The organism is Bradyrhizobium erythrophlei (genome assembly GCF_042430365.1).
GTDB lineage: Bacteria > Pseudomonadota > Alphaproteobacteria > Rhizobiales > Xanthobacteraceae > Bradyrhizobium > Bradyrhizobium erythrophlei.
Genome location: NZ_JBHMET010000229.1, coordinates 221,228 through 247,658 on the forward strand (window position 1 = coordinate 221,228; position 26,431 = coordinate 247,658).

General features: G+C 64.6%; 26 protein-coding genes and 1 riboswitch. Of the genes, 11 read left to right on the plus strand and 15 right to left on the minus strand.

Going from position 1 to position 26,431, the window contains the following annotated elements; genetic code table 11:
- Positions 1-2 precede the first annotated feature (2 nt).
- From cobA to cbiE, 5 genes are read right to left on the minus strand one after another with little or no spacing between them, the layout of a single operon-like run.
- Positions 3-734 carry a uroporphyrinogen-III C-methyltransferase gene (cobA, locus tag ACFFWD_RS33490; RefSeq protein WP_376972788.1) on the minus strand — a complete coding sequence of 244 codons (732 nt, stop codon included), beginning with the start codon at positions 732-734 and terminating at the stop codon, positions 3-5.
- A complete protein-coding gene (locus tag ACFFWD_RS33495) occupies positions 731-2,044 on the minus strand; it encodes a cobyrinic acid a,c-diamide synthase CobB (protein ID WP_376972790.1) in 1,314 nt (437 codons plus the stop codon). Before ACFFWD_RS33495 ends, cobA begins: the two co-directional genes overlap by 4 nt.
- On the minus strand, positions 2,044-2,826 hold the full coding sequence (gene cobM, locus ACFFWD_RS33500; protein ID WP_376972792.1) for a precorrin-4 C(11)-methyltransferase: 783 nt from the start codon (positions 2,824-2,826) through the stop codon (positions 2,044-2,046). The genes ACFFWD_RS33495 and cobM overlap by 1 nt, the downstream gene beginning before the upstream one ends.
- Positions 2,823-3,191, minus strand: coding sequence for a cobalamin biosynthesis protein (locus ACFFWD_RS33505; RefSeq protein WP_376972794.1), 369 nt, complete (start codon positions 3,189-3,191; stop codon positions 2,823-2,825). Before ACFFWD_RS33505 ends, cobM begins: the two co-directional genes overlap by 4 nt.
- A complete protein-coding gene (gene cbiE / locus ACFFWD_RS33510; RefSeq protein WP_376972796.1) occupies positions 3,188-4,369 on the minus strand; it encodes a precorrin-6y C5,15-methyltransferase (decarboxylating) subunit CbiE in 1,182 nt (393 codons plus the stop codon). Before cbiE ends, ACFFWD_RS33505 begins: the two co-directional genes overlap by 4 nt.
- On the opposite strand from cbiE, the gene ACFFWD_RS33515 reads away from it, so the two are divergent.
- The gene (locus ACFFWD_RS33515) at positions 4,368-5,114 is read left to right on the plus strand and encodes a cobalt-precorrin-6A reductase (RefSeq protein WP_376972798.1); all 747 of its coding nucleotides are present in this window, start codon (positions 4,368-4,370) and stop codon (positions 5,112-5,114) included. The two genes, cbiE and ACFFWD_RS33515, sit on opposite strands and share 2 nt — an antisense overlap.
- Here the strand turns inward: ACFFWD_RS33515 and cobJ are convergent.
- Genes cobJ through ACFFWD_RS33550 form a run of 7 tightly spaced genes read right to left on the minus strand, consistent with a single transcriptional unit; the run spans position 5,090 to position 12,994 of the window.
- Entirely contained in the window at positions 5,090-5,824 is a 735-nt protein-coding gene (gene cobJ / locus ACFFWD_RS33520; protein WP_376972800.1) for a precorrin-3B C(17)-methyltransferase, read from the minus strand. The genes ACFFWD_RS33515 and cobJ overlap by 25 nt on opposite strands.
- A complete protein-coding gene (locus ACFFWD_RS33525; RefSeq protein WP_376972802.1) occupies positions 5,821-6,552 on the minus strand; it encodes a precorrin-2 C(20)-methyltransferase in 732 nt (243 codons plus the stop codon). Before ACFFWD_RS33525 ends, cobJ begins: the two co-directional genes overlap by 4 nt.
- Before the next feature lie 2 nt (positions 6,553-6,554).
- Entirely contained in the window at positions 6,555-7,184 is a 630-nt protein-coding gene (locus tag ACFFWD_RS33530) for a precorrin-8X methylmutase (protein ID WP_376972804.1), read from the minus strand.
- Positions 7,184-8,335: a precorrin-3B synthase gene (gene cobG, locus ACFFWD_RS33535; protein WP_376972806.1), complete on the minus strand. Its 1,152-nt coding sequence runs from the start codon at positions 8,333-8,335 to the stop codon at positions 7,184-7,186. Before cobG ends, ACFFWD_RS33530 begins: the two co-directional genes overlap by 1 nt.
- Entirely contained in the window at positions 8,332-11,574 is a 3,243-nt protein-coding gene (gene cobN, locus ACFFWD_RS33540; protein ID WP_376972808.1) for a cobaltochelatase subunit CobN, read from the minus strand. The genes cobG and cobN overlap by 4 nt, the downstream gene beginning before the upstream one ends.
- Positions 11,574-12,623, minus strand: a complete 1,050-nt coding sequence (gene cobW / locus ACFFWD_RS33545) for a cobalamin biosynthesis protein CobW (protein ID WP_376972810.1) — start codon at positions 12,621-12,623, stop codon at positions 11,574-11,576. Before cobW ends, cobN begins: the two co-directional genes overlap by 1 nt.
- Positions 12,620-12,994, minus strand: a complete 375-nt coding sequence (locus ACFFWD_RS33550) for a DUF1636 family protein (RefSeq protein WP_376972812.1) — start codon at positions 12,992-12,994, stop codon at positions 12,620-12,622. Before ACFFWD_RS33550 ends, cobW begins: the two co-directional genes overlap by 4 nt.
- 93 nt (positions 12,995-13,087) lie before the next feature.
- Positions 13,088-13,303: riboswitch (cobalamin riboswitch) on the minus strand.
- Positions 13,304-13,346: 43 nt separating this feature from the next.
- Between ACFFWD_RS33550 and cobO the strand changes: the two genes are divergently transcribed.
- The gene (gene cobO / locus ACFFWD_RS33555) at positions 13,347-14,000 is read left to right on the plus strand and encodes a cob(I)yrinic acid a,c-diamide adenosyltransferase (protein WP_376973070.1); all 654 of its coding nucleotides are present in this window, start codon (positions 13,347-13,349) and stop codon (positions 13,998-14,000) included.
- Between the two features lie 10 nt (positions 14,001-14,010).
- Positions 14,011-15,459, plus strand: coding sequence for a cobyric acid synthase (locus ACFFWD_RS33560; protein ID WP_376972814.1), 1,449 nt, complete (start codon positions 14,011-14,013; stop codon positions 15,457-15,459).
- Between the two features lie 4 nt (positions 15,460-15,463).
- Here ACFFWD_RS33560 and cobD read toward each other — a convergent pair whose 3' ends face one another.
- The gene (gene cobD / locus ACFFWD_RS33565; protein ID WP_376972816.1) at positions 15,464-16,429 is read right to left on the minus strand and encodes a threonine-phosphate decarboxylase CobD; all 966 of its coding nucleotides are present in this window, start codon (positions 16,427-16,429) and stop codon (positions 15,464-15,466) included.
- Between the two features lie 11 nt (positions 16,430-16,440).
- Positions 16,441-17,364, minus strand: coding sequence for an adenosylcobinamide-phosphate synthase CbiB (gene cbiB, locus ACFFWD_RS33570; protein WP_376973072.1), 924 nt, complete (start codon positions 17,362-17,364; stop codon positions 16,441-16,443).
- Positions 17,365-17,510: 146 nt separating this feature from the next.
- Between cbiB and cobU the strand changes: the two genes are divergently transcribed.
- From cobU to ACFFWD_RS33590, 4 genes are all read left to right on the plus strand, one after another.
- Complete coding sequence (cobU, locus tag ACFFWD_RS33575; protein WP_376972818.1) at positions 17,511-18,014, plus strand: bifunctional adenosylcobinamide kinase/adenosylcobinamide-phosphate guanylyltransferase; 504 nt, start codon at positions 17,511-17,513, stop codon at positions 18,012-18,014.
- Positions 18,014-18,247 (plus strand): hypothetical protein, encoded by a 234-nt coding sequence (locus ACFFWD_RS33580; RefSeq protein WP_376972820.1) that lies wholly within the window; start codon positions 18,014-18,016, stop codon positions 18,245-18,247. The genes cobU and ACFFWD_RS33580 overlap by 1 nt, the downstream gene beginning before the upstream one ends.
- Positions 18,247-18,879, plus strand: coding sequence for a 5,6-dimethylbenzimidazole synthase (bluB, locus tag ACFFWD_RS33585; protein ID WP_376972822.1), 633 nt, complete (start codon positions 18,247-18,249; stop codon positions 18,877-18,879). Before ACFFWD_RS33580 ends, bluB begins: the two co-directional genes overlap by 1 nt.
- A 437-nt stretch (positions 18,880-19,316) precedes the next feature.
- A complete protein-coding gene (locus ACFFWD_RS33590) occupies positions 19,317-21,020 on the plus strand; it encodes a site-specific integrase (RefSeq protein ID WP_376972824.1) in 1,704 nt (567 codons plus the stop codon).
- A gap of 92 nt (positions 21,021-21,112) precedes the next feature.
- Here ACFFWD_RS33590 and ACFFWD_RS45275 read toward each other — a convergent pair whose 3' ends face one another.
- Positions 21,113-21,583: a hypothetical protein gene (locus ACFFWD_RS45275; RefSeq protein ID WP_446680533.1), complete on the minus strand. Its 471-nt coding sequence runs from the start codon at positions 21,581-21,583 to the stop codon at positions 21,113-21,115.
- Between the two features lie 682 nt (positions 21,584-22,265).
- Between ACFFWD_RS45275 and metG the strand changes: the two genes are divergently transcribed.
- The 4 genes from metG to ACFFWD_RS33615 all read left to right on the plus strand — a co-directional run bounded on the left by metG (position 22,266) and on the right by ACFFWD_RS33615 (position 26,429).
- Positions 22,266-23,999 (plus strand): methionine--tRNA ligase, encoded by a 1,734-nt coding sequence (gene metG / locus ACFFWD_RS33600; RefSeq protein WP_376972826.1) that lies wholly within the window; start codon positions 22,266-22,268, stop codon positions 23,997-23,999.
- Positions 24,000-24,783: 784 nt separating this feature from the next.
- Positions 24,784-25,020, plus strand: a complete 237-nt coding sequence (locus ACFFWD_RS33605; RefSeq protein WP_376972828.1) for a helix-turn-helix domain-containing protein — start codon at positions 24,784-24,786, stop codon at positions 25,018-25,020.
- Between the two features lie 331 nt (positions 25,021-25,351).
- A complete protein-coding gene (locus ACFFWD_RS33610; RefSeq protein ID WP_376972830.1) occupies positions 25,352-25,894 on the plus strand; it encodes a hypothetical protein in 543 nt (180 codons plus the stop codon).
- 1 nt (position 25,895) lies between these two features.
- On the plus strand, positions 25,896-26,429 hold the full coding sequence (locus ACFFWD_RS33615) for a hypothetical protein (RefSeq protein ID WP_376972832.1): 534 nt from the start codon (positions 25,896-25,898) through the stop codon (positions 26,427-26,429).
- The last annotated feature ends 2 nt before the right edge of the window (positions 26,430-26,431 follow it).

Below are 26,431 nucleotides of genomic sequence, written 5' to 3' on the forward strand. Positions count from 1 at the left end.
CCTCATGACGGAGAATCTCCCGCGAGCGCGCCGAACAGGATGACGGCGGCCGTCGTCGCGGTGCCCTCTCGCACAAGCTGCTCCGCAAGCTCTGCGATCGTCGTGCGGACGATCCGCTCATCGGTGCGGCCCAGGGATTCGGCAAGGAGCGCCGGCGTGTTCGGCGCAAGACCATGCTCGATCAGCTTGGCGACTAAAGCCGGAAATGTGCGCCGGCCCATGTAGACCACCGTCGTCGCGTCCGGATCGGCGAGCGCCGCCCAGTTCAGATTCGCAGGCAACTCGCCGGTGACATCGGCGCCGGTCACGAACTGCACCCGGCGCGACGTGTGACGCCGGGTCAGCGGAATTCCCGCCTGTGCCGCGGCAACGCAGGCCGAGGTGACGCCGGGAATGATCTCGTAGCCGATGCCTGCGGCGCGGAGCGCGTCGATCTCCTCTTCCAGGCGGCCGAAGATGCCTGCGTCGCCCGATTTCAGCCGCACCACGCGTGCGCCGGTTCCCGCATAATCGATGAGCAGCCGATTGACGTGCTGCTGCTTGGTCGAGGGGCGACCGGCGCGCTTGCCGACCGCGACCAAATTGGCGCCGGGAGGAGCAAGATCGAGGATCGCGCCGGACGCCAGATCGTCATAGAGCACGACGTCGGCCTCGCGCAGTCGAGCTGCCCCTCTCACCGTCAGGAGCTCGGGATCGCCGGGACCGGCGGAAATAAAGGACACAAACCCGCTCACCGGTGCTCCCCCGCGATCAGATGGAAGAACGTACCGGAGGCGTTATCGCGCCGCGAGCCCGTCTCCGCAACCACCGCGCCCGTCGCGTCGCGCACGACCGCGAGCGGCGCGTCGGGCTGCGCGATGATCGTCGAATAGTGAAACTCATGGCCACGCAGGCGAGCGCCGGCCTTGTGCCCGGGTATCGGCGCAGCGAGCTCCGCAAGCCGGTAGCCAAGATGCATGCGGCGCTTGGCAAAGCTCGTCTCCAGGCCAAGCAAGCCGACCATCTCATGGCGTGCGCCGTCTGCATCGGTCAGAACGGTGCCTAGCGCCATATAGCCCCCGCACTCGCCATGCACGGGACGCGTCTTAGCGAAGGCGCGCAACGCGCCACGAAACCTTGCGTTGGCCGCAAGCCGGCCGGCGTGCAGTTCGGGATAGCCGCCGGGCAACCAGCACACATCGGCACGCGCATCGGGCGCTTCATCGGCCAGCGGCGAGAAGGGCAATATCTCAGCACCCGCGGCGCGCCAGGCTTCCAGCATGTGCGGATAAACGAAGGAGAACGCCGCATCGCGCGCTAGCGCAATGCGCTGCCCCGGCGGAGAGACTTGCAACTCGCGTGCCCGCGTCGACGGCGACCAGGCAACAGCCGATCGCAGCACGGCATCGAGATCGACATGCTCGCTGACGAAGCGCGCGGCCTCGGCGATCAAGCCACTCACCTCCGCCTGCTCTTCTGCCTGCACCAGGCCAAGGTGCCGCTTCGGCAAGGCAATCTCGGCGTGCCGCGGCAGCGCACCGAACACCGCAATGCCGGCATCCATCATCGCATTCCGCACGAGGTTCTCATGCCGCGGGCTCGCGACGCGATTGAGGACCACGCCCGCAAGCCGCACGCCTGCACGGAAATCGCGCAGTCCGGCGGCGATTGCCGCGGCCGTCTGCGCCTGGCCGGACGGATCGATCACGAGCAGCACAGGCCAACCCATCATCTCCGCAATATCGGCCGTCGCGCCCGTGCCTGCCACTCCGCGCGCGGCAACGCCATCGAACAGGCCCATCGAGCCCTCGGCGAGCACGATATCCGCATGCGCTCCGCGGCCGACCAGGCGCGCGATCGTCTCGCGATCCATGGCCCAGCTATCGATGTTGACAGAGGCGCGGTCAGTTGCAGCCGCGTGAAAAGCTGGATCGATATAGTCGGGGCCGCTCTTGAAGCATTGCACGGTCAGCCCGCGATCGCGCCAGGCGCGCGCGAGCGCCAGCGTCAGCGTCGTCTTGCCGACGCCGGACGCGGGCGCCGAGATGACGAGGCCTGCGGCCATCACGACGCCTCCGGAAAGCGCGGTGTCGCCCCGACCGGTCGGTAGCGGCGGTCATAGTCGACAGCATAAAGGCGACTCTCGGCAAACTGCTCTGCGCCCAGCGTCTTGCCGACCAAAATGAGTGCTGTCCGCTCGAGCTCGGTGCCGACAGCGGCATCGAGCGTGGCAAGCGTGGCGCGTACGATGCGCTGATCCGGCCAGCTCGCGCGCCAGATGATCGCGACCGGGCAGTCCGCACCATAATACGGCGTCAGCTCGGCGATGACCTTGTCGAGCAGATGGATCGACAGATGGATGGCCAGCACTGCACCGGTCGCGGCAAAGGCAGCAAGGTTTTCGCCTTCCGGCATCGCGCTGGCCCGGCCCGGTGTGCGCGTCAGCACGACGGACTGGGCAAGGCCCGGCAACGTCAGCTCGGCCTCGAGTGCTGCGGCTGCGGCTGAGAAAGCTGGCACGCCTGGCGTGACCGTGTAGGGAATGCCAAGCGCGCGCAGCCGCCGCAACTGCTCGGCCATCGCCGACCAGATCGAGAGATCGCCGGAGTGCAGCCGCGCGACGTCCTTGCCTTCCGCATGCGCGGCACCGATCTCGGCGACGATCTCGTCGAGTGACAGCGGCGCGGTGTTGACGATCCGCGCGCCGGGCGGGCAATGCGCAAGCACGCCTTCCGGCACGAGCGACCCGGCATAGAGACACACCGGAGACGCGGCGATCAGGTCACGTCCGCGCAAGGTGAGCAGATCGGCGGCACCGGGGCCGGCGCCAATGAAGTGCACCGTCATTCGCCGTCTCCTTCGGCAATCGCTGCCGTCGCCGTTCGATCCTGCGAGACCGTCCGCGTCGAGATCAGGCGTGCGCGACGGCCGGCCGCTGCGAGCGCGGCGGCTTCGGCGACCGAACCCGTGCCAAACTTCTCCTTGATGAGCTCCGACTGAGTCAGTACCGCGATACCGGCCAGCACATGAGCCGGAACGGGCTTGATCGGCACGCCGAGTTCACGCGCCAAAAGTCTCAGCGCATCCGCTTCCGCCTTGTCGCTCACCGTCGCGATCGCGGCGATGCCCTCGCAACCGCCGGCGGCGGCGAGCGCGTCGCGCAACGAGGCGAGCGTCACCTCGCGTCTGAATCCCAGACCTGCGACCTTCATCTGACCGCACTCCATTGCACGACCGGCCGCGCCGCCTCCCAGGAACGGTACCGACCCAGTGGAACGGCCTGCGCGATCTCGACGCGCATCAGCTCGCCACCGTGGCGTTGATGAAGGTCCGCGAGAAGGGCCCCGGTCTCCAGCGTCACGGCATGCGCCACCAATCGCGTGCCGGTCTCTAGCCGCGACCAGACGGCATCGAACATCGCCATGTCGAGGCCGCCACCGATAAACACTGCGTCCGGCGCATCAAGGCGCGAAAGGATGTCAGGCACAATTCCCTGGATGACGGTGATCCGGTGCCTCAGGCCAAAGACCTCGGCGTTGCTCCGGATGTTCGCAACACGGTCTTCGCGCGTCTCGATCGCAATCGCCGTTCCCCCGCATAAGGTCCATTCGACCGAGATCGAGCCGGAGCCTGCGCCGATGTCCCACAATCGTTCGCCTGGCCGTGGCGCGAGCGCCGAAAGCGCAAGCGCGCGCATTGGCCGTTTGGTAACCTGGCCGTCGTGGACAAAGAGATCATCCGACAGACCCGTGCTGCGCGCGATGCCTTGCGATCCCCTCGCCTCAAGCGCAACCGCGACGAGGCTGTCATTGAGCCCGGTCGCGTAACTATCCGCGCGATGCTGACTGATGGATTCTCGCGGGCCGCCAAGCGCCGAGAGACTCCAGATCGTCGACTGGCCCCAGCCGTGGTCCGTCAACCATGTCGCGAGATCGCCGCTCGCCTTGCCGTCGCGCACAAGACAAATAATCCGCGCGCCGCGCGTCAGATGCGGCACCAGCCGTTCCCAAGGCGCTGCATGAAGCCCGAGACAGACGACGGATTCGAGGCGCCAACCCAGTCGCGCCGCAACGAGCGAGAATGTCGAAGGTGCGGAATGGACGATCCACTCGCCTACCTCCAGCTTTTCAGCAAGGGTTCCGCCGACGCCGTGCCAGAACGGATCGCCCGACGCGAGCACCGCCGTCGGACGACCGCGACAGCTCAGCACGCTGTCCGCATCGAATGGCACGGGCCACGGACGGCCTCGATCGGTAACGCCTGCGAGCGCGAGATGCCGTTCGCCACCGAAGACGGTTTCCGCTTCGGCAAGCGCCTTCCGGCTTGCCTCGGATAGCCCGGCAAGGCCATCTTCGCCGATGCCGATGATGGTCAACCAGGGATTAGCCATGATGCGCGCCCTCATTCTGGGCGGAACCGCCGACGCCAATCTGCTTGCGGACAAGGTGTCTCGCGCGGGACTCGACGCGATCTACTCGTATGGCGGCCGCACCCGTGCGCCGGCTGATCAACTGCTGCCGACCCGCATCGGTGGCTTCGGTGGACCGAGCGGGCTTGCCGACTACATTCGGCGGGAAGGCATCACGCATGTGGTCGACGCGACGCATCCATTCGCGGCCGAGATGAGTCGCAACGCGGTGGCGGCGTGCGCAGAAACCGGAACGCCGCTGATTGCGCTCGAACGTGCACCTTGGACCAGGACGTCCGGCGACAACTGGATTGAAGTTGCCGACATCGCCTCTGCCGTCGCGGTTTTGCCAGAACACCGCGCCCGGGTGTTTCTCGCCATCGGGCGGCAGCATATCGCGCCCTTCGCTGCGAGGCCGCAGCACGCCTACACGTTGCGGTTCGTCGATCCGCCCGAGGACGCGCTTCCGTTCGATGCGGACATGATTGTCTCGCGCGGGCCGTTCACGCTCGAGGGGGAGCTGGAGATGATGCAAGCGCGCGGCATCGAATGGATCGTCGCCCGCAACTCCGGGGGAGACGGCGCGCGCGCCAAGATCGATGCCGCACGTGCGCTCCGACTTCCCGTCATCATGCTCGCGCGCCCGCAATTGCCCGACCGGTTGCGGGTAGAAAGCGTCGCCGAGGTCTTGCAATGGCTCGGTCATCGTGCCTGCCTCGGTGCATAGACCCAGCGACCGACGCGGCGTGTCGCCGAGTTGCCGACGATCACGAGCGTCCGCATGTCAGCCATCTCGGGCCTCGCCTCGCACAGCCTGATAGTCTCGATCCGCTCGTCGGGCGCGCTGACCGCCCGCGCGAAGACGACGATACGCTCGCCGCAGCCTGCGTCATTCAGGATGTTCAGCGCGCGCCCAAAACCCTCAGGACGGCTGGCCGAGCGCGGATTGTACATCGCGATCGCAAAGTCAGCCTCGGCGGCCAGCCGCAGACGCTTCTCGATCGTCGCCCATGGCTTGAGGTTGTCGGAGAGATTGATCGCGCAAAAATCATGGCCGAGCGGGGCACCGACACGGGCTGCCGCCGCTAGCATCGCGGTCACGCCGGGCAGTACGCGGATGGAAAGCCCCTGCCATTGCGCCTTCTCTTCGAGCGCCTCGAACACGGCGGAGGCCATGGCAAAGACGCCGGGATCGCCGGACGATACCACGACGACGCGACGGCCTTCGGATGCGAGCCGCAAGGCTTCGCTCGCGCGCTGCAACTCCACACGGTTATCGGACGAGTGCAGCGTCAGTCCGTCGCGCGGAGCCACGCGCGCGACATAGGGCGCATAGCCCACGATATCGGTCGCGGACGCGAGCGCAGCAGTGACTTCCGGCGTGACTAGGGCGTCGTCGCCCGGCCCAAGTCCCGCAATGGTCAGCGTGCCGGTCATTCGGCGGCCTCGATACGCCGCCCCTGCCCGTGCACCAGCACGATCGCGAAATAGGGACAGTCGGCTTCGTCGATATCGATCAGTCGCGCGACGCGCTCGCCCGGCATCGTGCCGCGCTCGACCAGCCACGCGTCCGCGAGACGGCCGGCGGAGGCAAGCGCGCGGCGCACCTTTTTCAAGTTGCGTCCGGTCTTCATGATCACGAGCGCGTCGGAACTCCGCATCCGCCGTTCCAGTTCATCCTCGGCCAGCGTGCCCATCAAGACCGTGGTCACGTCGTCACCAAGCGCGATCGGCTGGCCGACCGAATTCCAGCAGCCCGCCATGCCGGGAATGCCTGCGATCACCTCGATCTCGACCCGCCCCTGCAAGCGCGCGTGCAGATGCATGAAAGAGCCGTAAAAATAGGGATCGCCCTCGCAGAGCACGACGACATCGACGGCGCGCGCAAGCCGCGCCAGACGTTCCGCCCATTCGTCGTAGAAGCCGGTAAGCAGACGGATATAGTCCGGACTGTCGAACGCGATCTCCGTCGTGACCGGATACTCCATCGGATATTCCGCGACATCCGCCGCCAGCATCCCTTCGACGATGCGGCGCGCCTGGCCGGGCCGTCCCTTCTTGCGGAAATAGGCGATATGCTTCGCCGCGCGTACCTCGCGATCGGCACGCACGCTCATCAAGTCCGGATCGCCTGGCCCGAGGCCGCAACAGATGATACGCCCCATCTCTATTCGCTCCGGCTCGCCAGCGCATTCACGGCGGCGACAGTGATCGCCGAGCCGCCGAGGCGACCCTCGACCGTCAGTGCCGGCACGGGTGGATCGGCCATCAACGCGACCTTGGATTCGGCCGCCCCCACGAAACCGACGGGGCAACCAATGATCGCGGCCGGCCTCGGGCAATCCTGGTCCTCCAGCATGTTGAGGAGATGGAACAGCGCAGTCGGCGCATTGCCGATCGCGACGATTGCGCCCTCAAGATGCGGCCGCCAGAGCTCGAGCGCCGCAGCCGAGCGGGTGTTGCGCATGGACTGCGCGAGCACCGGAACGGCGGGGTCGCCGAGCGTGCAGATGACCGCGTTGCCGGCTGGCAGTCGCGCACGCGTAATTCCCTCCGACACCATCCGCGCATCGCACAGAATTGGTGCGCCTTTCTGCAAGGCGGCGCGCGCGATCGTCGCCATGCCGGGCGTGAAACGGATATGCGCCTCAAGACCCACCATGCCGGCAGCATGGATCATGCGCACCGCCACCGGCTCCTCGTCGGGCGCGAACCGGCCGAGGTCCGCCTCCGCCCGGATGGTGGCAAAGGACTGCCGATAGATCGCCGCGCCGTCGGTCTCGTAGACATGCGGCATCAGCGTGCTCCCGCCAGGAGGCAGGGATTTTCGACGATGTCTGCGCCACTCAGGCCAGACCTGACGGGCAAGTCCCGCGTCGAGCCGTCACGGACAAGATCAAATCCTTCGCTGGTCGCAACCAGCGTGATCGACGCTGAGCCGGAATGGGCGCAGCCTTTTGCGCAACCGGAGACGTGAAGGAGCGCGCTCGCGGCGATGTGCGGCGCGAGTGTAACCGCAAGCTCGCGCGTATCAGCATGCGCCTCCCGACAGCGCGGAGCACCGCTACAGGCGACCACACGAAGCGCCGGGTCATCGGCTTGTGTGATGATGTCCTCGCAACGAGGCATTTCACGCAAACCCTCCACCAGCATCATCCGCCACGGCGTCATGCGAAGCGCCTGCCCGTAACCGGCGAGATGGCGAAGCGCCGAATGAGTCAGTTGCCCGAACGTCGCGCCGACTAGCGCACCCTGCGGATAAAGGCCGGGCAGCGGCGCAGCCATCACGGATGTGAGCTCGGCATCGCCGCGCAACGCTTCGGGCGGCTGCGTGCCAGCGCGGATGTGGGCCGGCATCCGCCCTCGCCCGCGCGATGTCACGAACCATTCGGCCAGCGCAAGCGCGAGATCGACCACTTCCGTCCGTGTGACGGAGCGACCGAGTTCCGCCCCATCGGCGCGCACGATGAGTCCGCCGGCGGAATCGCGCTCGATGCGCACATCAGCCGACGCGGTAGCGAGCGCGCGCTCCTTTCCGTCATCGACCGTAAAGCCGAACTTGGTCGGAAGATGGAGTGCGCTGTTGGCAAGAGCTCGCTCGAGCTCGACGGCAAGCGAACATGTATCATCGCCGCGAAGCCAGAACGGCGTCACCAGAATATTGCGCCGCGATTCAGTCGCCGTATCTGGATCGAGCAATCCCACGCGCGCAAGGCCGTCAAGCAACGGCGGGTGCGCGTCGCTCCTCACACCGCGGATCTGGAGGTTGGCGCGGCTGGTCAGGTCGATCAGGCCGTTGCCGTAGCGTTCGGCCAAATCAGCAACGCCTGCCGCCTGCCCTGCGTCGAGCCGCCCGCCAAAGGGCCGCACGCGAACCACCAGCCCGTCGCCTGATAGCATCGGCCGCAAGGCGCCAGGGCACCAGCCCTTGATGGCAACCGCGCTCATGACGCCTCCCGCAGCGCGGCCGCAATCGAATTGCGACGCGTCTTCCAGAGCGACGCGTCATGCAGTCGGGTGAAGCAGGTCTCCATCGCGGCGAGCGCGGCCGGATTCTCGCACGCCATGAAGGCGCGGACATCGTCGTTGCCAAGCGTCGCATCGTAGTAGAGATCTAACAAATGCGGCTGCACGGCGTCAGCAAGATGCGCAAAGGCTGCCATGTGCTCGAGCGTCGCGGTGATTTCGGCTGCACCACGAAAGCCGTGGCGCATCATGCCCGCGATCCAGGCCGGATTGGCAGCGCGCGCACGCACCACGCGCGATATCTCCTCGGTCAATCTGCGCGCACGCGGCTGATCGGGACGCGTGGCATCGAGATGATAGAGCTCCACCGCGTTGCCGAGCTGCGCCGCGGCCGCCGCGATGCCCGCCTCATGCGCCGCGTAGTCAGCGGCGAGCAGCAGATCCGTCTCCGGCAGATCCTGGGTATGGACAAAGGCATCCGCGGCAGAGAGCCGTGCCTCGATGCCCGCGCGGTCGGCCTGTATCGCACCATCGGACGAGAAGGCCCACGATGACGACGACAGCCAGGCCTCACCGACCGCGTCGCGCGATTCCTGCGTGAAGACGTCAGGCATCAACGACAAGCCGACGCCATACTGCCCGGGGCGCGGCGCAAAAACACGTGACGCACGATGGCGATAGGGATTTTCGTTGCCCTCCTCCTCGCGCTCGGAGAGCGCCTCGCTCGCCGCCTCAAACAATTGCGCAAGACCAGAAAAGACGTCGCGGAACAGGCCGGACACGCGCAGCGTGACGTCGATGCGGGGACGGCCGAGTTCCGCGGGCGCGATGATGTCGTAACCCGTCACCCGGCCCGATCCGTGATCCCAGCGCGGCGCGATGCCGGCCAGATGCAGGGCCATCGCAAAATCCTCGCCAGCAGTGCGCATGGTCGAGGAGCCCCAGAGATCGACGACGAGGCCCCTCGGCCAGTCGCCGTGATCCTGCAAATGACGGCGCAGCAATTCCTCGGCAAGCTTGATGCCTTGCGCATGCGCCGACGGCGTGGGTACGGCGCGGGGGTCAACGGCGAACAGGTTGCGCCCTGTGGGCAGCACGTCCTGGCGCCCGCGATATGGCGAGCCGGCCGGCCCCGACGCAACGCGCCGGCCGGCAAGTGCCCCGAGCAGCGCGCTCTTCTCCGCCTCGCCGCAGGCGCCGTGGCCGAACACATGCAGGCCGTCGCCGAACTGGCTTTCCTTGAGATCGCAGACGAAGCGATCAATCAACGGGATCGCTTCGGCTGGTGCAGCCGAAGCAGCAAGGCCCAGGTCATCTTCCAGTCCCGCCGTACGCGCTTCATCACGGATCGCCGCAATCAGGCGCTGGCGCCGCGCGGGATCAAGGCCGTCGGCCGTCGAGTATTCATCAAGAAGCCGCTCCAGCCGGCGCAGGCCGTCCGGCACTTCGGCTTTCGCCAAAGGCGGCGGCAGATGTCCGATCGTGACCGCGCCGATTCGCCGCTTGGCCTGTGCTGCCTCGCCGGGATCGTTGACGATGAAGGGATAAATCACCGGCACGTCGCCGATCAGCGCATCCGGCCAGCACGCGGACGACAGAGCAACGGACTTGCCGGGCAGCCACTCGACCGTGCCATGCGCGCCCGTGTGGATGACGGCGTCGACGCTTTGCTGCCTGAGCCACAGATAGAAGGCGACATAGGCGTGGCGTGGCGTGCGCGACAGATCATGATAGTCGGCATCGCGCTGACCGACCTCGCCGCGCTCCGGCTGGACCGCGACGATGGCGTTGCCGCAGCGGATCGCGGCGAAGCGAAACGCACCGCCATGACAGCTCGGATCATCCTCCGGTGCGCCCCAGGCGCGCGCGAGGTCATCCTGCAACTGGCGCGACAGGGCTGACAGCGCCGCACGGTACTCGGCCACGCTCCAGGTCAATTGCTCCCGCAGCAGAACCTCGCCGCGCACCTCTGTCGCCTCGACATCGAAGCCGGCTTCGCCGAGATCGGAGAGCAGCGCCTCGACGGAGGCGAGCGCGTCGAGCCCGACGGCATGCGCGATCTGATGCGAACGGCCCGGATAGTTCGAGAGCACGATCGCCAGCCGTTTCTTGTTGGCCGGCTTGCTCGCGAGCCGATGCCAGGCAGCGACCCTCGCAGCAACAGCATTCACGCGTTCGTCGTCGACCCTGTGCGCGAGATGGGCGAATTGCAGATCGGGATCGCGCTCGCCCGCCGACTTGAAGCTCACGACGCCGGCGAACAGCCGGCCATCGACCTCCGGCAAGACCACATGCATTGCGAGGTCGCCTGGCGCGAGGCCGCGAAGCGACTCCGCCCAATCCTCGCGCCGGGCCGTGGACAAGGCGACCTGGAACACCGGACAGGCAGTGGAATCGAAGGGTGTCGTGCCGTCGTCACCGACCGCCGAGAATGCGGTCGCGTTGACGATGGCAGCCGGAGGATGCTGCACGAAATGCGCGCGCAACCAACCCGCGACGCCCACCGCTTTCAGCGAGGTGACGAATACGCCGTACGCGTCAAAGCCCTTTTGCCGCAGCGCTGCGATCAGCGCGTCGACCGGACCTGTGTCGGCGGCCGTGAGATAGGAGCGATAGAATGTGACCAGCGCACGCGGCCGTCCATCGCCTGCCGGTTCTGCTACAACACCGCGAGCGGGATCATAGAAACCGATCTCGGGAATATCGATCTCCCCGACAACTGGTCCCGCGTAAAGGCCCGACGCCAGGGCAAGCTGCGCAATCGCAGCCTGTGCCGCGACCGGGCCGCCCTTGTCACAGAGAACCTTCAGCCGCCTCAGCGTTGAGACCGGCAAGGTGGAGAAGGCATCCAGCCGCTCATCATCGCGACCGTCCGCCGGCAGCACCGCTAGCGCGATGTTGTGGTCCTTTGACAACTGGTGCAGGGCAGCCAGCCCATACGACCAGTAAGACTCTCCACCGATCAGGCGGACCAGAATGCCCCGCGCCCGCGACAGCGTTTTCTCGACATAGGTGTCCACCGACAGCGGGTGACGCAGCTCGGCAAGATTTGCGAGCCTCAGCGACGGCAGGCTGGCGCGCCCGCGCCGCCAGCCTGATGCGAAGGTGGCAAGATCGCTGTCCGAGAACGAGAGCACCACGAGATCGGCCGGATCCTGGCCGATATCCCTGGGCGTCACGGTCTCCTCAAGACCGCGGCTCTCGCGAAAGACGACGTGCATCAGATGCCAAACCCCGGGATACCAAGTCCCGCCTTAATCGCGGCTTCGTCGATATCGCCATGCTCACCGATCACAACCAGTTTCGATTGCCGCGGCCGCATGCCCCAGGGCTGATCGAACTGATGCCGCACGCGCTCGCCGACCGATTGCAGCAGCAGCCGCATCGGCTTGCCCTCGATCGCGATGTAGCCCTTGGCGCGCAGCACATTCTGTTCGCGCGCCAACTGCTGGATCGAAGCAACCAGCGCATCAATATCCGTCACTTCCGGAAGATCGACGACGACAGAGGCAAAGTCATTGTGCTCATGTTCATCCTCGCCGTCGTGATGCGAGGGCCGCGCGGCAAGATCATCCTCGGCAGCGGCTTCGAGACCAAGGATCACGCGCGCATCAACGGCGCCATCGACGACCGGCAGCATCGGTACCCGGCGTGGCATCTCGGCTTCGATCGCAGCCCTCGCCGCTTCGAGCCCAGCCGAGCCGGCAAGGTCCGCCTTGGTGAGCAGCACGATGTCGGCGCAGGCGATCTGGTCCTCAAACACCTCCGACAGCGGCGTCTCGTGATCGAGATTGTCATCGCCCGCGCGCTGCGCTTCCACAGCGTCCGGATCCGGCGCGAAACGGCCGGCAGCGACGGCCTCTGCGTCGGCGAGCGCGATCACGCCATCGACCGTGATCCGCGAGCGGATCTCCGGCCAGTCGAACGCCTTCAGGAGCGGTTTTGGCAAGGCCAGCCCCGATGTCTCGATCAAAATATGATCCGGCTTCACCTTGCGCGCGAGCAATTGCTCCATGGCCGGAATAAAATCGTCGGCCACGGTGCAGCAGATGCAGCCATTGGCGAGCTCGACGATGTTTTCCGCGGGACAATTGGCATCCACGCATGATTTCAGGATCTCACCATCGACGCCTTCGCTGCCGAACTCGTTGACGAGCACCGCGAGCTTCTTCCCGTTGGCGTTGGTGATCAAGTGCTGGATCAGCGTCGTCTTGCCCGATCCGAGAAAGCCGGTGACGACCGTGACGGGGACCTTGGTGAGCGAGTTCATTCGGCGGCCTCCGGCACGACGGCGATGGGTGGAATGCGCGCAAGCGATTGCTTGCGAAAGATTTCCGGCCGGCTGCGCCACGGGACGATGCCGTCGGGCGCGGCCGCATAGGCAGATGCGCCGGCAATCACATCGCTTGCATTGGCATCCGACAGGCGGCCGTAGACATAGGACCACCGCCCCGGCGCGCTGAGCGCGACCGAGCAGCCCTGGCTGCACGCGGACAGACATTCGACCGGAACCACGCTGACGGTTTCCGGCACGCCGGCGTCGAGAATGGCGGCATGCAGGCGCTTGCCGGGCGTGGTCTCGCCCTCGCTGAGCGTCTGGCCGGCACGGCAGGTAATGCAGACGTGAAGTGTGACGGTCATCGCCCCTTCCAGGATAATCAGCGGGAGGCGATGAGGTGCGCGAACCATTTTGCCAAAGGTTCGCTTCCCCGTCGCGGAACACCCCGTCCGCCGGTCTCTAACGGTGCGTTGGCAGGTCTCCCGGCTTGCGGAGCAGGATTTTGTCCTTCGATGCCCGCCTTCCCGACCCCTTGGGGCAGTGGCTTCGGGCATCTCTCCGGTCACGGTCGCGGGGGCGGCTGCTTTTCGAACCCAAACCTCTCGATTTGAGCCCTATCGCATTCCCTCTTCGCCTGTCGTAGGACAGGAACCAACGCAGGCCCACCATTTGCTTTAGGCCGCGACTTGTCAAGCCGAAGGACCAGGTCAGATGATGTCTGAGCAAGATGCCGCCGAGGACGAGCAAATTGTCGCCTCCGAGACCTCGGCCGACGCCCGCCACGCAACGAAAATGGCTAAGAAAAAGGTCGCCCGCGACAAGATCATGGCGACCAAGAGCGGCGAAAAGGGACTGATCATCGTTCACACCGGCGCGGGAAAGGGAAAATCATCCTCGGCCTTCGGCATGATCGTGCGCTGTGTCGCGCACGGTTTTCCCTGCGCAGTCGTGCAGTTCATCAAGGGCGCCTGGGATACCGGCGAACGCCGCCTGCTCACTGGGCATTTCGGCGAACTCTGCCAGTTCCATGCGATGGGCGAAGGCTTTACCTGGGAAACCCAGGACCGCGCCCGCGACATCGCCGCCGCAAGAGCGGGCTGGAACAAGGCGAAACAACTGATTCTGGATCCGAGTTTGCGCATGGTCGTGCTCGACGAGATCAACATCGCGCTCAGGTATGACTATCTGGAGATCGCTGAAGTCGTCGACTTCCTGAAAACGTCGAAGCCGCCGATGACGCATGTCGTTCTCACCGGCCGTAACGCCAAGGACGAGTTGATCGAGATCGCCGACCTCGTCACCGAGATGACGTTGGTGAAACATCCCTTCCGCTCCGGCATCAAGGCGCAGCCGGGCGTCGAGTTCTGAAGAGAGTTCGATGACGCGCGCGCTGATGATCCAGGGAGCGGGCTCGGATGTGGGCAAATCGCTTATCGTCGCAGGGCTCGCGCGCGCCGCGAGGCGCCGTGGCTTGCGTGTGCTTCCCTTCAAACCACAGAACATGTCGAACAATGCGGCCGTGACGGTCGACGGCGGCGAGATCGGTCGCGCGCAGGCCTTGCAGGCCCTGGCGGCTGGCGTCGAGCCGCACACCGACATGAATCCTGTCTTGCTGAAGCCGGAGACCGATGTCGGCGCGCAGGTCATCGTCCATGGCAAGCGCATCGCGACCGCCCGCGCGCGCGAATATGCTTCTCTGAAGCCTTCGCTGACGGGCGCGGTGATCGAGAGCTTTGCGCGCCTGATGGATCGCGCGGATCTCGTTCTGGTCGAGGGCGCGGGCAGCCCAGCCGAGATCAATCTGCGCAAATCCGATATCGCCAATATGGGCTTTGCGCGAAGGGCCAACGTGCCAGTGGTGCTGGTCGGCGACATCGATCGCGGCGGCGTCATCGCGCAGCTCGTCGGCATCAAGACCGTGATCGACCCGGAAGATGCCGCGATGATCAAGGGGTTCGTCATCAACAAGTTCCGCGGCGATCCCACGCTGTTTGACGACGGTTACCGCTTGATCGAAGCCAGGACATCCTGGCGCGGCTTCGGGGTGCTGCCCTACTTCACCCGCGCGAGCGAGTTTCCGGCCGAGGATGCGCTGGGGCTCGGCGAAGCGCGCAAGCCCGGCCAATGCAAGATCGCGTTTCTTGCACTGTCGCGCATTGCCAATTTCGATGACCTTGATCCGCTCAAGCTCGAGCCCGGTGTTGACCTCGTGATGGTCCGCCCCGGAGAGGCGATTCCCGGCGATGCCAAGCTCGTGGTCATTCCCGGTTCGAAGTCGACGCGCGGCGATCTCGTCTTCCTGCGCGCGCAGGGCTGGGACATTGATCTGCTCGCACATCACCGCCGTGGCGGTCACGTGCTTGGCGTCTGCGGCGGCTATCAGATGCTCGGGCGCAGCGTCGCTGATCCCGAGGGGATCGAAGGACCAGCGGGCGAAACCCAAGGCCTCGGGCTTCTGGATGTGGCAACGGTGATGACTGGGGAAAAAACGCTCACTCGCGTCACCGCGCAGCATGCGGCGACGAGGCAGACGATTGACGCCTATGAAATCCATATCGGGCAGACCGATGGGCCTGATCGCGCGCGTCCGTTCGCTCTGCTCGATGGCGTGCCGGAAGGCGCGGTCTCACGCGATGGACGCGTGTATGGCAGCTATCTGCACGGACTGTTTGCGTCCGACGATTTCCGCAGCTCGTTTCTCAGACAATTGGACATTCCGGTCGCGGACCAGCAGTATCGCGGAAGAGTAGAGAGTGCGCTCGATGCGCTCGCCGATCACATCGAGGCTCATCTCGACGTCGAAGGGCTGCTTGCACTCGCGCGTTGAGGAATCAGCGCGATAGAGCGACGGTAAGGCGCGCCCATTCGGCTTCGTCGCCTGGTAAACCCAGCCGCAACCAACGCTGTTGTCGCTCGAAGACACGTGACCAGATGCGCGCTCCGGCGAGCCGCTCCTGCGCGGCGCGCGCGTCCTCCGTCTCATAGAGACGGAACAGCGGCGTGCCGCCGACGAGACGCCACCCCTGTGATTTCGCTTCGGCATCGAGCCGCGGGCAATCGCGCTCGAGACGGGTCGCAGTCGCCTTGGCCCAATCGCGATCGAGCAAGGCGCGCCGTCCGACCGCGATCGCTGCGCCGGAGACCGGCCACGGGCCCGCCATCGCAGAAAGCGCGGCGATGTCCGCTTCCCCGCCGAGCGCGAAGCCAAGACGCAAGCCCGCGAGACCGTAAAATTTTCCGAACGAGCGCAGGATCAGGAGACCGGGTCGTCCCGCCTCCGTCGCCAGCGACAGTCCGGGCGTGGCGTCGACAAAACTTTCGTCAATGACGAGACGGCCCACGCGTGTCAGCAACGCGAGCAGCTCAGCCTTGTTATGGCGTCGACCGTCGGGGTTGTTGGGATTGACGACCACAGCGAGGTCGGCTCCGGCCAACGCATCGAACGTGGGGACATCGGCCACGTCCCAACCGGCGACCGAGAGAGCCGCAACGTATTCATTGTAAGTCGGCGCGAGAACGCGGGCTCGGCCACGTGGCGCAAGCCGCGGCAAGAGCTGGATGGCCGCTTGCGCGCCGGCCATAGCCAGAATTGATGCACTGGTCCCATAGGCCTGCCGCGCGGCTTCGTGCAGGGATTCGATATCGGAATGCGACGGAAGCGCGCTCCAGTACTGCTGTCCTATCTCGCCGACCGGATAGGGCTGACGGTTGATGCCGGTCGACAGATCGATCCAGTCCTGCGCGCGCCCGCCGAAACGCTGCACCGCCTGATCGAGATTGCCACCATGCTCGCGCATCGCCTGCCCCGTCATGCCAAAGCCAGCGCAACCAGCGAACCGCCGAGCAACGCCATCGCGCGGATATAGAGCCTGAGGCCCTGCCGGAGATCGGCCGCAAGCGGATCGCGTGCGCCCTCGTTCAACCAGGGTTCGTCGGTTATGCTGCCATGATAGCTGCGCGGCCCGCTCAGTCGCACACCGAGCGCACCCGCCATGGCGGCTTCCGGCCAACCGGCGTTGACCGAGCGATGGCGGTTCGCATCTCGTATCATGCAGGACAGCGCCTCCGAGAGGCGCACGGAGACCAGCGCGAAGAGAAAGCCTGTCAAACGCGCGGGGACGAAGTTGGCGACATCATCGATGCGCGCGGCCGCCCAGCCGAAATGCAGATGACGTTCGGACCGATGGCCGATCATGGAATCCAGCGTATTGATGGCCTTGTAGCCGACAATTCCGGGCAGGCCGAACAGCGCGCCCCAGAGCACCGGCGCGACGATGCCATCGGACGCGTTCTCGGCGAGACTTTCGACGGCTGCTCGCGCGATTCCTGCTTCATCAAGCGTCGCAGGATCGCGACCCACGATCTGCGCAACCGCGAGACGCGCGACATCGATGTCACCGGATTGCAGCGGTTGCGCCACTGCAGCGACATGATCATAAAGCGAGCGCAACGCTACCATGGGCCACGCGAGAATCCCGAGGACCATGACCCTGGTCCATCCTGGAGGCAGCACGGCTTGCACCATCCAGCCTAGTGCAACGCAAAGCCCGATCACCAGCAGCGCGGCGGCGAGGCCTGCGATACGGCGAATCGACGGCGTGTCGGCAGCTCGGTTCCAACTGCGATCAAACAAACTGATCAGCCGGCCAAGCCAGGTCACGGGATGGCCGATCCGCGCGAACAGCGCGCCGGGCCACCCCAACAGGGCGTCCACCGTCATCGCCACAACCATTGCTCCGGCAAAACCCACACCGCGTCTCCTGTTACGCCCGCCCTGATGCGCAAGAATTGCAACGGAGCGCAAGCCCCTCAGAGCAGAAATCGGCTTTGTCTTTGCCGTCGATTGATGGTTAGTGCGGGGGCGAAACGGAGAATTCGATGGCGATCGTGTTGATCACGGGAGGCGCCCGGTCGGGGAAGAGCCGGCGCGCCGAGGCGCGCGCGCAGGCTTATCCCGGCCGGCCCGTCTACATCGCAACCGCCGAAGCGCTCGATGCGGAGATGGAGGAGCGGATCGCCCGTCACCGCGCGCGCCGCGGCAACGACTGGGTCGAGCGCGAGGCACCGCTCGATCTGGTGCAGGCCCTGACCGACACGGACGGCGGCGGCGCCCGGCTCGTCGATTGCCTGACGCTGTGGCTGTCAAACCTCCTTCACGCCGGACGCAATTGGCCGGACGAAGCCGCCATGCTCACGGCTGTACTCGGCCAGCAACGGAGTCCGGTGATCCTTGTAACCAACGAAGTTGGCCTCGGGATCGTGCCAGACAATGCGCTGGCGCGCAGCTTTCGCGATGCGGCCGGTCTGTTGAACCAGAACGTTGCCGCGGTGGCCGATGAGGTCGAATTCGTGGTCGCGGGATTGCCGATGAAGGTCAAGTGATGTTTCAGGTCGCGCAACTCCGCAACACACTCGCCGATTTGCGGATCGGCATTTCCTTCGCCACGATTCGTCCCTCGGTCCGACCAACGCTTTGGACGATGGCGATGGCCCGGCTCGCGATCAAACAGATCGGTGAGCAGACCGCGGATATGTTGGGCGCATTTGAACAGCTTGCCGAGACCGCCATCCTGTTAATGGCAGCCTCGATCCTTCACTCCAACCTGCAACTCTGATGGTCGCCTTCGACGATCAATTTCGCGATCAGTTGCGCGAGCTCTTCATCTGGCGGCGCGATGTGCGGCGCTTCCGGACCGATCCGCTTCCCGATGGCACGCTGGAGCGGCTCATCGACATTGCCTGCCTGTCACCGTCGGTCGGCTTGAGCCAGCCGTGGCGGTTCGTCATCGTCGAGGACGCATCGAGACGCCGCGCCATAATTGATGACTTCAAGGCGTGCAATGCGGATGCCCTGGCGTGCTATTCGAGCGAACGCGCGGCGCAATATGCCGCGCTAAAACTCTCGGGCCTTGAGGAGGCACCGGGTCATCTGGCCGTCTTCGCGGACAAGGCCAGCGATATCGGTCATGGCCTCGGACGCGCAACAATGCCGGATACGATCGAATATTCGGTCGTCGCCGCCATCTGCTCGATGTGGCTCGCTGCACGGGCGGAAGGCGTTGGGCTCGGCTGGGTGTCGATTTTAAGTCCCGCCCGCATCCACGAGATTCTTGAAGTACCGGCCCCCTGGAAGCTCATCGGCTATCTCTGCGTCGGCTATCCCCTCGCAGAGTTCGATCGCCCCGAACTTGAGCGTGCCAATTGGGAACATCGGCGATCGTCCAAGGAACTTACACATCGACGCTAGCATTAGGGGTGACGATTTCATGTTCGGACCAAAACTGTCCGGGTCGCGCTCCCGACATCCGATGACAATGCGGACCGCAGAGGGATTGATCAGCGCTCCGGCTGAACCAACACGGGATCGACCGTTTGCGAATGCATTGACCCTGCTTGGACAAGCGGATCTTTGGGCGCTCCATCCAGCGAACGCAACCGCAGAAAATCGTAGGTTGGCGTGCAAAATCGCAAATTTGGTAGCGGGGGAGGGACTCGAACCCCCGACCCCAGGATTATGATTACTGTGCTCTGACGGTTTGAGTCCTTGCGGCGGGCATTTGGCGCCGATCCGGCCCGAACCCCACGGAAAAACCCTCCCTATCAGGGACTTGCAAGGCCAATTTTCGGCCCCTCCCCGCTACTCTGTGGTATCGTTTGGCTATCGGCAGGGTCACGGAGGTGGCCATGTCACGTTCACGCAGGCACGACGACACCAAGTCGACGCGGGTTGAGATCACCGACGGGATCGTGGCCCAGGCGCTGGCACGCGCAGCGTGCGCCAAGGATTCAAAAGCACTCTACGATTACTACGACACGTCGCAGCGATACCTGATCCTGCGCCAATGCGGGCGGCGCGTCGGCTGGTTCGTCCGAGCCCAAGGACAGATGAAGCGGATCGGCAATGCCAAGCGCGAGCCCGGCGACGAGCAGTTTCTAACTGTGAAGCAGGCGCGGGACAAGGGCGGGGAGCGCTTCTATGCGATGCGGTCGCGCCGACGCCCCAGTGCGAGGGGATGGACCTGGGCCGACCTCGATCACGAATTTCAGGCCTCGCGGCAAGTCAAGCGCAAGAAAGGCAAGCGCGTCAAACTATCGGCGCCGAGCACCCGAAAGGACATCATGGGTTGCTTCAACAAACCTCAGCTCGCCGCTTGGAAGAGCAAAAAACTGTTCGATCTGACCGACGTGGACCTGATCGAACTGCTCGACCTCATCCACGTCGAGAGGGGGCACGGTGCCTGCTGCAAGGCGCTCGCCTGGGTCCGGGCCGCGTTGACATGGGCCCGCTCCGAGCGAACGATCGAAAGCGGGCTCGTCGGCGTCGTGCCCTGGTGGAAAGAGATCAAGCCTCCGCAGCCGACGGCTGATGAAATCGATGAGATGGAGAAGCGCGACCGCGAGTTCAACGCGGCAAGGGAGGCGTTCACGGTCGACGCGCTGGGCAAGCTGCTGGTGGTCCACGAACAATACTGCGCCAGCCGCACCGGAAACCAAAAAGTCTCGCCCGCGGTGCGGGCAGGCCTGTGGTGGCTGGCCTTCACCGCGAACCGAAAATTCACCTGCAGCCAGCTCAAGCGCGACAATCTGAAGTACGAGGATCCGCTGAACCCACATTCGACTGCCGCGCAACCTTGGGGGACCGCTGAATGGCCGGCCGAAGGCGTCAAGAACAAGCGGCGCTTCATGCTCCCGATTCCGCCGTTCCTGCTCCACATCGTTCGGTGTTGCGCGCGAGATTTTGAAGTGATCGTCAGCAGGAAGCGCGGCCTGCGCACGACCAGCGAATGGATGTTTGCCTCGTCCCGACGGAAGGGCCGCAGCAACCACCCGGATAATCCGGATCCCGGGCTCTATCCAAGCAGCCTGAACGCGCACCTGCGCGCCATGGGCGGCAGGAAGAAGAACAGCAAGGGAGAGTACACGGAAAACTATTTGGACGGTGTGCCGCGTTTCTGGCCGCACCTCGTGAGAACCGTGGCGACGGATTTCATCAAGGCGCATCCCGACAAGGTCCCGGGGGCAGCGGTGTCGGCCATGCTCGGCCATGTTCTGCCACGCGACCGGAACGATGCAGACGACGAGATGTCGGAAGTCACACGCGAGTTCTACCTCACAAGCCAAGAAATGCTATTGAAGACCCAGGCGATGAAATTCTGGAGCGACGCCGTGCTTGACGCCTATGTGAGGGCCGGCGGCACGTTGCCCATGCCGCACGAATTCGACAAAGACCATACGGAGAAGCTGCACTGGCCCGTCCCGAGGCTGCCGCACGTCGCGCGACCGCAGCGTCGCCAGCTTGTCTCAGAACCACGCCGCGAGCGCGGTTCACGGCCGACGGCACATCGTGGCAAACGGCAACGACGCCAAGGCCGGCTTCGCCGGGCGTAAGCTGGTCACGCCCTGAATCCCGAGGTCACCATGCATGCTGTTGCTCCGACGATATCTTGCGTCGACATGACGACACTCGCTCATTGAGATCGTTACGTCCGTCGATAGAAGAGCGTCCTAACCGTGGGCAAGAGCTGCAGGACATCAAAGTCAGCGACGTTGGCGGTCAGCACCGACAAGCCAAGTTTCCGGGCCTGTAGAAACCGCACGCGATCTTGCAAAGCGCGAAATTTGCGGTCGCCGGCATAGCCCTGCATACGACAGACCACAGTCTCGACCACGCCGCCAATGTGCGGCTGATGGACGCCATCAATGTCCACAGCTATCAGCGAGACGGCCAGCACCGATATTTTGGGGGCGAGGTGCGGCGGTCGCCGTTCAGGCTTCGGGTGCCTCAGTCCGGATACTGGCACGTGACCATCGATCTTGGCGGGCGCTCCGGTACGATCCGCGCCGGCGTTAGGGTTTTCCCATCGGAAGTAGATGCCCCTGCCTGAAAGACACCCCCCCGGCGCCGTCGAGGCTTTCATGTCGGCGACGCTGGATCGAAGCAGGTCGGGCATCGACGCCGCAGGGAACGCTCAACGGGTGTGGTCGCTTCTTACGACCTGGAGACGCGGCCGGGGCTTCACCTCAAGGGTATCGTAGATCTCGTTCAGCTTGACTTCTCGTGCCCTGGAATAGCCATGACAACATCCGGACCTTCGCCGCGTGTAATATAAACGGCATGGCGCGATAGGAAAGACCACCTCCGGGAAGAGACTCTTAGTGGCCGCGGGGTCGGCGAGGGGGACTTTGCTCGGCAAGCACTGAATTTTGCCCGCGCACAAGGATTTTGGATTGGGCGATTCCAACGACCTAAAGGGGCACTGGGGCATACTTTGGTTAGTGCCGCAGCGCCTGCAGCAGCGCGCAAGGACCTGTACAAGCCTCGGTGAGACAGGACCGCAAGACCGCAAATGCGATTCCGCGACTTTGCGGTCATCAGCGCTTCAATCGAACTCGTTTGGAGTGAGCCCTTGTCCCTTCCCGACTTTGAGGTTAAATCAGAGATATAGCAATGGACTAGCCAGATGACGTTCGTCGGCGCCAAATTCGAGATGCGAATGCCCGCCCCGCAGGAAATCTGTTGGAGGGATTGAAGGCGCACACGCGCCGTTCGGACGAAGTGGACCCGAGCCCTCCCATCCTGCGGAGGGCTTCGTTTTTTAGGGTCCGCATTCTCTCTTTCCGACGGAGTGCGTCATGACGAAATATCTTGTCACGAGCGCGTTGCCCTACGTCAACGGCATCAAACATCTAGGCAATCTGGCGGGGTCGCTGCTTCCCGCGGACGTCCACGCCAGGTTCAGGCGGCAGACGGGTTCGGAAGTCCTCTTCATCTGCGCCACCGACGAACACGGGACGCCGGCCGAGCTCGCCGCCGCCGAAGCGGGCGTCGATGTCGCCGCGTATTGCGAACGTCAGCACCACCTCCAGGCCGACACCTATCGGCGGTTCGGTCTGTCCTTCGATCATTTCGGACGGTCGTCCAGTCCGCAGAACCGCGCGCTGACGCAGCATTTCTTCGCCTGCCTGGAGCAAAACGGCTTCATCGAGGAGCGTACGCTGGAGCAGGTCTTCAGCGTCGCGGACGGCCGTTTCCTCCCCGACCGGTACGTGATCGGCATCTGTCCGCATTGCGGGTCCGACCGGGCGCGGGGCGACCAATGCGAGGCCTGTGCGCGCCAGCTCGATCCTACGGATCTGCTCTCGCCGCGTTCGGTCATCTCGGGCTCCGGCGACCTCGAGGTATGCGAAACGCGTCATCTGTTTCTGCGGCAGAGCGCCATCGAGGGCGAGCTGCGCGAGTGGCTATCCTCCCGGCGGGATTGGCCGCCACTCGTCATCTCCATCGCACGCAAATGGCTCGACGAATGCATCCGGGACCGGTGCATCACGAGAGACCTCTCATGGGGCGTCCCGGTGCCGAAACCGGGCTACGAAGGCAAGGTTTTCTACGTCTGGTTCGATGCTCCCATCGAATACATCGCCGCGACCCAGGAATGGGCTGACGGCGACCCGGAACGCCGCGAATGGCGGCGGTGGTGGCTGGACGCCCATGACGTGCGCTATCTGCAGTTTCTCGGCAAGGACAACGTGCCCTTCCATGCCGTCAGCTTCCCCTGCACGCTGCTGGGATCGGGCGAGCCGTGGAAGACGGTCGACATCATCAAGGGGGTGAACTGGCTGAACTACGAAGGCGGCAAGTTCTCCACCAGCGCCGGCCGCGGCGTCTTCCTCGATCAGGCGCTCGACCTCCTGCCGGCCGATCGGTGGCGCTGGTGGTTGACCGCGAACGCGCCGGAGACTTCCGACACCGATTTCTCCTTCGCCCGCTTCGCGACGGACGTCGACCACGACCTTGCGGACACGTTCGGCAACTTCGTTCAACGGGTACTGAGCTTCATCGTCTCGCGCTACGACGGCGTCGTGCCGGGCGAGGGCCTGCCGGAGCGTGAGGATGCCGATCTGTCGTCCAGGCTCACGATCCTGCTCGATCAACTGCGGGAGCGGCATGAAGCCTTGGCGCTGCGCGGGACGGCCAACGCGGTGCGTGCGATCTGGAAGGTCGCCAACGTCTACTTCGTCGAACGGGCGCCATGGACGCTCCTGAAGACCGATCCGGACCGGGCGGCGTGCGCGGTCCGCACCGCCGTCAATCTGATCGGCATCTGCGCGCGCGTATCCTGGCCGATCATTCCCCAGGCAGCGGAGAAGGCGCTCTCGGCCGTCGGCGATCCAGAGGAGGTGCCGACCTTTCCTTCGCTGGAGCATCTGAGGCGGATTCCGGCCGGACGCCGAATTGAACATCCCGGACCGCTGTTCGCCAAACTCGGATCGGAATGGGTCGCGATACAGAATCGGAAGTTCGCCGGATCGTGGAAAGTAACTGGCGCTCCGCAGGGGGCCGCGAGAAGCGCGAGCAATCAGCAGTAGTCCGATATTTGGGGGAAATGCGAGGCATTGATCTTCAATGACATTTCGACACGCTCTCCAAAGAAATGGGCGTTGCGGACCACGCCAGCGGTCGCACTTGGCGTCGCCGAGCGGGTATGGACCATTGGTGATTTGCTTGACGCCGTGTTGCCGCTGGAGCCGAATCGGCCTGGTAGCTTCGACAACTGCGGCTAAAGCACCCACCTAGACCGGTATGCCCCGTAATCACACGGGTCCAATGTCATGAACCTTTGGCCCGCTTCGTGCAGACCCATATGGGCCAGGATTTTGCGGGAACCTTTCTGGGGCTAGAACCAGCGCCGTCCGTATGTATTTCAAGCGGGCGGCGTTGTGCATTTTCAGAACCGGCACCGCAGTGACGAAATCGGCCGCAGCGCGCGGGGCTAGGCAGCGTTCGCGCCGGAGCCGCGCCTGCATCCCCGTAGTCGGTGCTGTCCCAGTTAGGACATTTAGATGAGGCCATTCCTATGAATGTGTACCGATCGCCCTTGTGCTTGCCGTCCGCGATTCGAATCCTTACATTTTTTCTGGCGGACGAAGGACTGCCTACGGTCACCGGCTTCACCGCGCCCCGCCTACAATGCGGCAATTCGAACCCGATGCGCGACGGGCGCGCGTGGTCGGACGCGTCGGCGAAGGTAGCGGTCAAACAAACAACCTTCGCGTACGGTCGTCGTGGCAGGAGCCTTCGGGACGTGGCAAGATTGGCTTGAATTGCCCTCGCGATCGTACCCGACGAAGCCAAGGATTCGCGGAGAAGCCCGTGACGGACTCTGAGCCCTTCATAAAACTCAAAACGGAGCTCAGGGACACTCTCGCCCGCCGGGTCAGGGAGCTGAGGCTTCATGCGAAAATGAGCCAGCGAGAGCTGGCCGAGGACGCCGACATGCGTCAGGCCTTGATCAGCCGGATCGAGCGAGGCGAAGCGAACCCGACTCTTGACTCGATCGCAAAGATTGCGGTTGCGTTGGACGTGCGCCTTACGGATCATTTCGGGTGACACAGGCCTGGAATTAGCTCCTTGCTCGTCGGCGCTCGCGTCTGATCCGCGGAGCGTCCGAAAATATTCTTTCATATCGCTCGCACCTGCCACATCTTTGGCGCAATGCTGTCATACGCTATAACGTGTCATGCTCGTTGACGCCCGGCATCCCGTATGTCGCCGGCTCCGGACATAGATCCCGCAGGTCCTGGTTGAATACGGCAAACGCGCCACGGAGAGCCGTGGGCGATGGCAGTACGATTGCACGCAACAAATTGATCGGCATTGGACGCGGGCGAGAATTTTCACGCAAGGCCGCCCGATTCTATCGAAACCCAGGAGTGTCGGCATGGCCTCCCCCTCGCGTGACTGGCGGATCGAGCTGGTCGAAGCCTATCCGGATCTCTTCCGCCCGGTCGGCGATCCGCCCGTGGCCCAGGGCTGGCCCGACGTCGGCGACGGCTGGCGCGACCTGTTAGAGCGTGCCTGCGCCCGCATCCGGGCGGCGGTCCAGGCCGACGGCGGTTCATTCAAAGCGACGCAGATCAAGGAAAAGTACGCGACCTTGCGTTTTTACCGGGAGGGCGCCCTCTCACCCGAGGCGGATGCTCAGGTGGATGAAATTATCGATCTGGCGGAGGCGCGCTCCGCCTGCACCTGCGAGGTCTGCGGCGAGGAAGGAAGGCTGCATCAATCGGGCTACTGGATGATGACGCGCTGTGCGCTGCACGCCGAGGGGCACGCGGTGGTGATCGAGCCGTCCTTCGAGAACGTCCACGTCAAGGAGCGGATCGTCGGCGAGAAGCGCGTGGTCCGATGCCGCCGCTACGTCCGGGAGACCGACTCCTTCGTCGAGGTCGATCCTGGCTCCCTTGGAATCGAGGAGGAGTGATATGGCGAACGTTCGCGACTGGCGGATCGCGCTGATCGAAGCGCATCCCGGCCTCTTCCATCCTCCGGCGGGGTATCCACAGAAGGCATCCGGCTATCCGTGGTGCCACGAGGGCTGGCGCGATCTGCTCGAGCGCCTGTGCGTACGTATCGAGGCTGCGCTGTACGCGGGAGAGACGATCCTCGTCGTGGAGATCAAGGAAAAGTTCGCGTCCTTGCGCTGCTATTGGTGCGGCGACGTTTCGCGCGACACCGCCGCCAAAATCATCGAGGCTGTTGCGCTCGCGCAGGCGCGCTCGGCCTGCACCTGCGAGCAGTGCGGCGAGCCGGGCCATCTCTATCGTCACGGCGGAATCTACATGACACGCTGCACGACGCACGCGAACGGCGTCGAGGTGCCGCCGGAGCGTGGTCGCGAAAACGTGCATCTGGTACGCCGTAGCTTGGGCACCTCGGACGTCTACTACGCGCGGTACGACCGCGAGAGCGACTCGTTCACGGAAGTGCCGCCGCCGTCACCTGGCTCGGAGGAATAGCG

What these genes read in the sequence shown, in the direction of transcription:
- cobO (WP_376973070.1), top strand. Translation starts at nt 13,347, where the DNA reads ATGTCTGAGCAAGATGCCGCCGAGGACGAGCAAATTGTCGCCTCCGAG.
- ACFFWD_RS33615 (WP_376972832.1), top strand. Translation starts at nt 25,896, where the DNA reads ATGGCGAACGTTCGCGACTGGCGGATCGCGCTGATCGAAGCGCATCCC.
- bluB (WP_376972822.1), top strand. Translation starts at nt 18,247, where the DNA reads ATGGTCGCCTTCGACGATCAATTTCGCGATCAGTTGCGCGAGCTCTTC.
- ACFFWD_RS33590 (WP_376972824.1), top strand. Translation starts at nt 19,317, where the DNA reads ATGTCACGTTCACGCAGGCACGACGACACCAAGTCGACGCGGGTTGAG.
- ACFFWD_RS33560 (WP_376972814.1), top strand. Translation starts at nt 14,011, where the DNA reads ATGACGCGCGCGCTGATGATCCAGGGAGCGGGCTCGGATGTGGGCAAA.
- ACFFWD_RS33495 (WP_376972790.1), bottom strand. Translation starts at nt 2,044, where the DNA reads ATGGCCGCAGGCCTCGTCATCTCGGCGCCCGCGTCCGGCGTCGGCAAG.
- cobG (WP_376972806.1), bottom strand. Translation starts at nt 8,335, where the DNA reads ATGAGCGCGGTTGCCATCAAGGGCTGGTGCCCTGGCGCCTTGCGGCCG.
- ACFFWD_RS33525 (WP_376972802.1), bottom strand. Translation starts at nt 6,552, where the DNA reads ATGGGGCGTATCATCTGTTGCGGCCTCGGGCCAGGCGATCCGGACTTG.
- ACFFWD_RS33505 (WP_376972794.1), bottom strand. Translation starts at nt 3,191, where the DNA reads ATGAAGGTCGCAGGTCTGGGATTCAGACGCGAGGTGACGCTCGCCTCG.
- cobN (WP_376972808.1), bottom strand. Translation starts at nt 11,574, where the DNA reads ATGCACGTCGTCTTTCGCGAGAGCCGCGGTCTTGAGGAGACCGTGACG.
- metG (WP_376972826.1), top strand. Translation starts at nt 22,266, where the DNA reads ATGACGAAATATCTTGTCACGAGCGCGTTGCCCTACGTCAACGGCATC.
- ACFFWD_RS45275 (WP_446680533.1), bottom strand. Translation starts at nt 21,583, where the DNA reads ATGCCCGACCTGCTTCGATCCAGCGTCGCCGACATGAAAGCCTCGACG.
- ACFFWD_RS33530 (WP_376972804.1), bottom strand. Translation starts at nt 7,184, where the DNA reads ATGCCGCATGTCTACGAGACCGACGGCGCGGCGATCTATCGGCAGTCC.
- cobJ (WP_376972800.1), bottom strand. Translation starts at nt 5,824, where the DNA reads ATGACCGGCACGCTGACCATTGCGGGACTTGGGCCGGGCGACGACGCC.
- cobD (WP_376972816.1), bottom strand. Translation starts at nt 16,429, where the DNA reads ATGCGCGAGCATGGTGGCAATCTCGATCAGGCGGTGCAGCGTTTCGGC.
- ACFFWD_RS33580 (WP_376972820.1), top strand. Translation starts at nt 18,014, where the DNA reads ATGTTTCAGGTCGCGCAACTCCGCAACACACTCGCCGATTTGCGGATC.
- cobW (WP_376972810.1), bottom strand. Translation starts at nt 12,623, where the DNA reads ATGAACTCGCTCACCAAGGTCCCCGTCACGGTCGTCACCGGCTTTCTC.
- cbiB (WP_376973072.1), bottom strand. Translation starts at nt 17,364, where the DNA reads ATGGTTGTGGCGATGACGGTGGACGCCCTGTTGGGGTGGCCCGGCGCG.
- cobM (WP_376972792.1), bottom strand. Translation starts at nt 2,826, where the DNA reads ATGACGGTGCACTTCATTGGCGCCGGCCCCGGTGCCGCCGATCTGCTC.
- ACFFWD_RS33550 (WP_376972812.1), bottom strand. Translation starts at nt 12,994, where the DNA reads ATGACCGTCACACTTCACGTCTGCATTACCTGCCGTGCCGGCCAGACG.
- cobU (WP_376972818.1), top strand. Translation starts at nt 17,511, where the DNA reads ATGGCGATCGTGTTGATCACGGGAGGCGCCCGGTCGGGGAAGAGCCGG.
- cbiE (WP_376972796.1), bottom strand. Translation starts at nt 4,369, where the DNA reads ATGGCTAATCCCTGGTTGACCATCATCGGCATCGGCGAAGATGGCCTT.
- ACFFWD_RS33610 (WP_376972830.1), top strand. Translation starts at nt 25,352, where the DNA reads ATGGCCTCCCCCTCGCGTGACTGGCGGATCGAGCTGGTCGAAGCCTAT.
- ACFFWD_RS33515 (WP_376972798.1), top strand. Translation starts at nt 4,368, where the DNA reads ATGATGCGCGCCCTCATTCTGGGCGGAACCGCCGACGCCAATCTGCTT.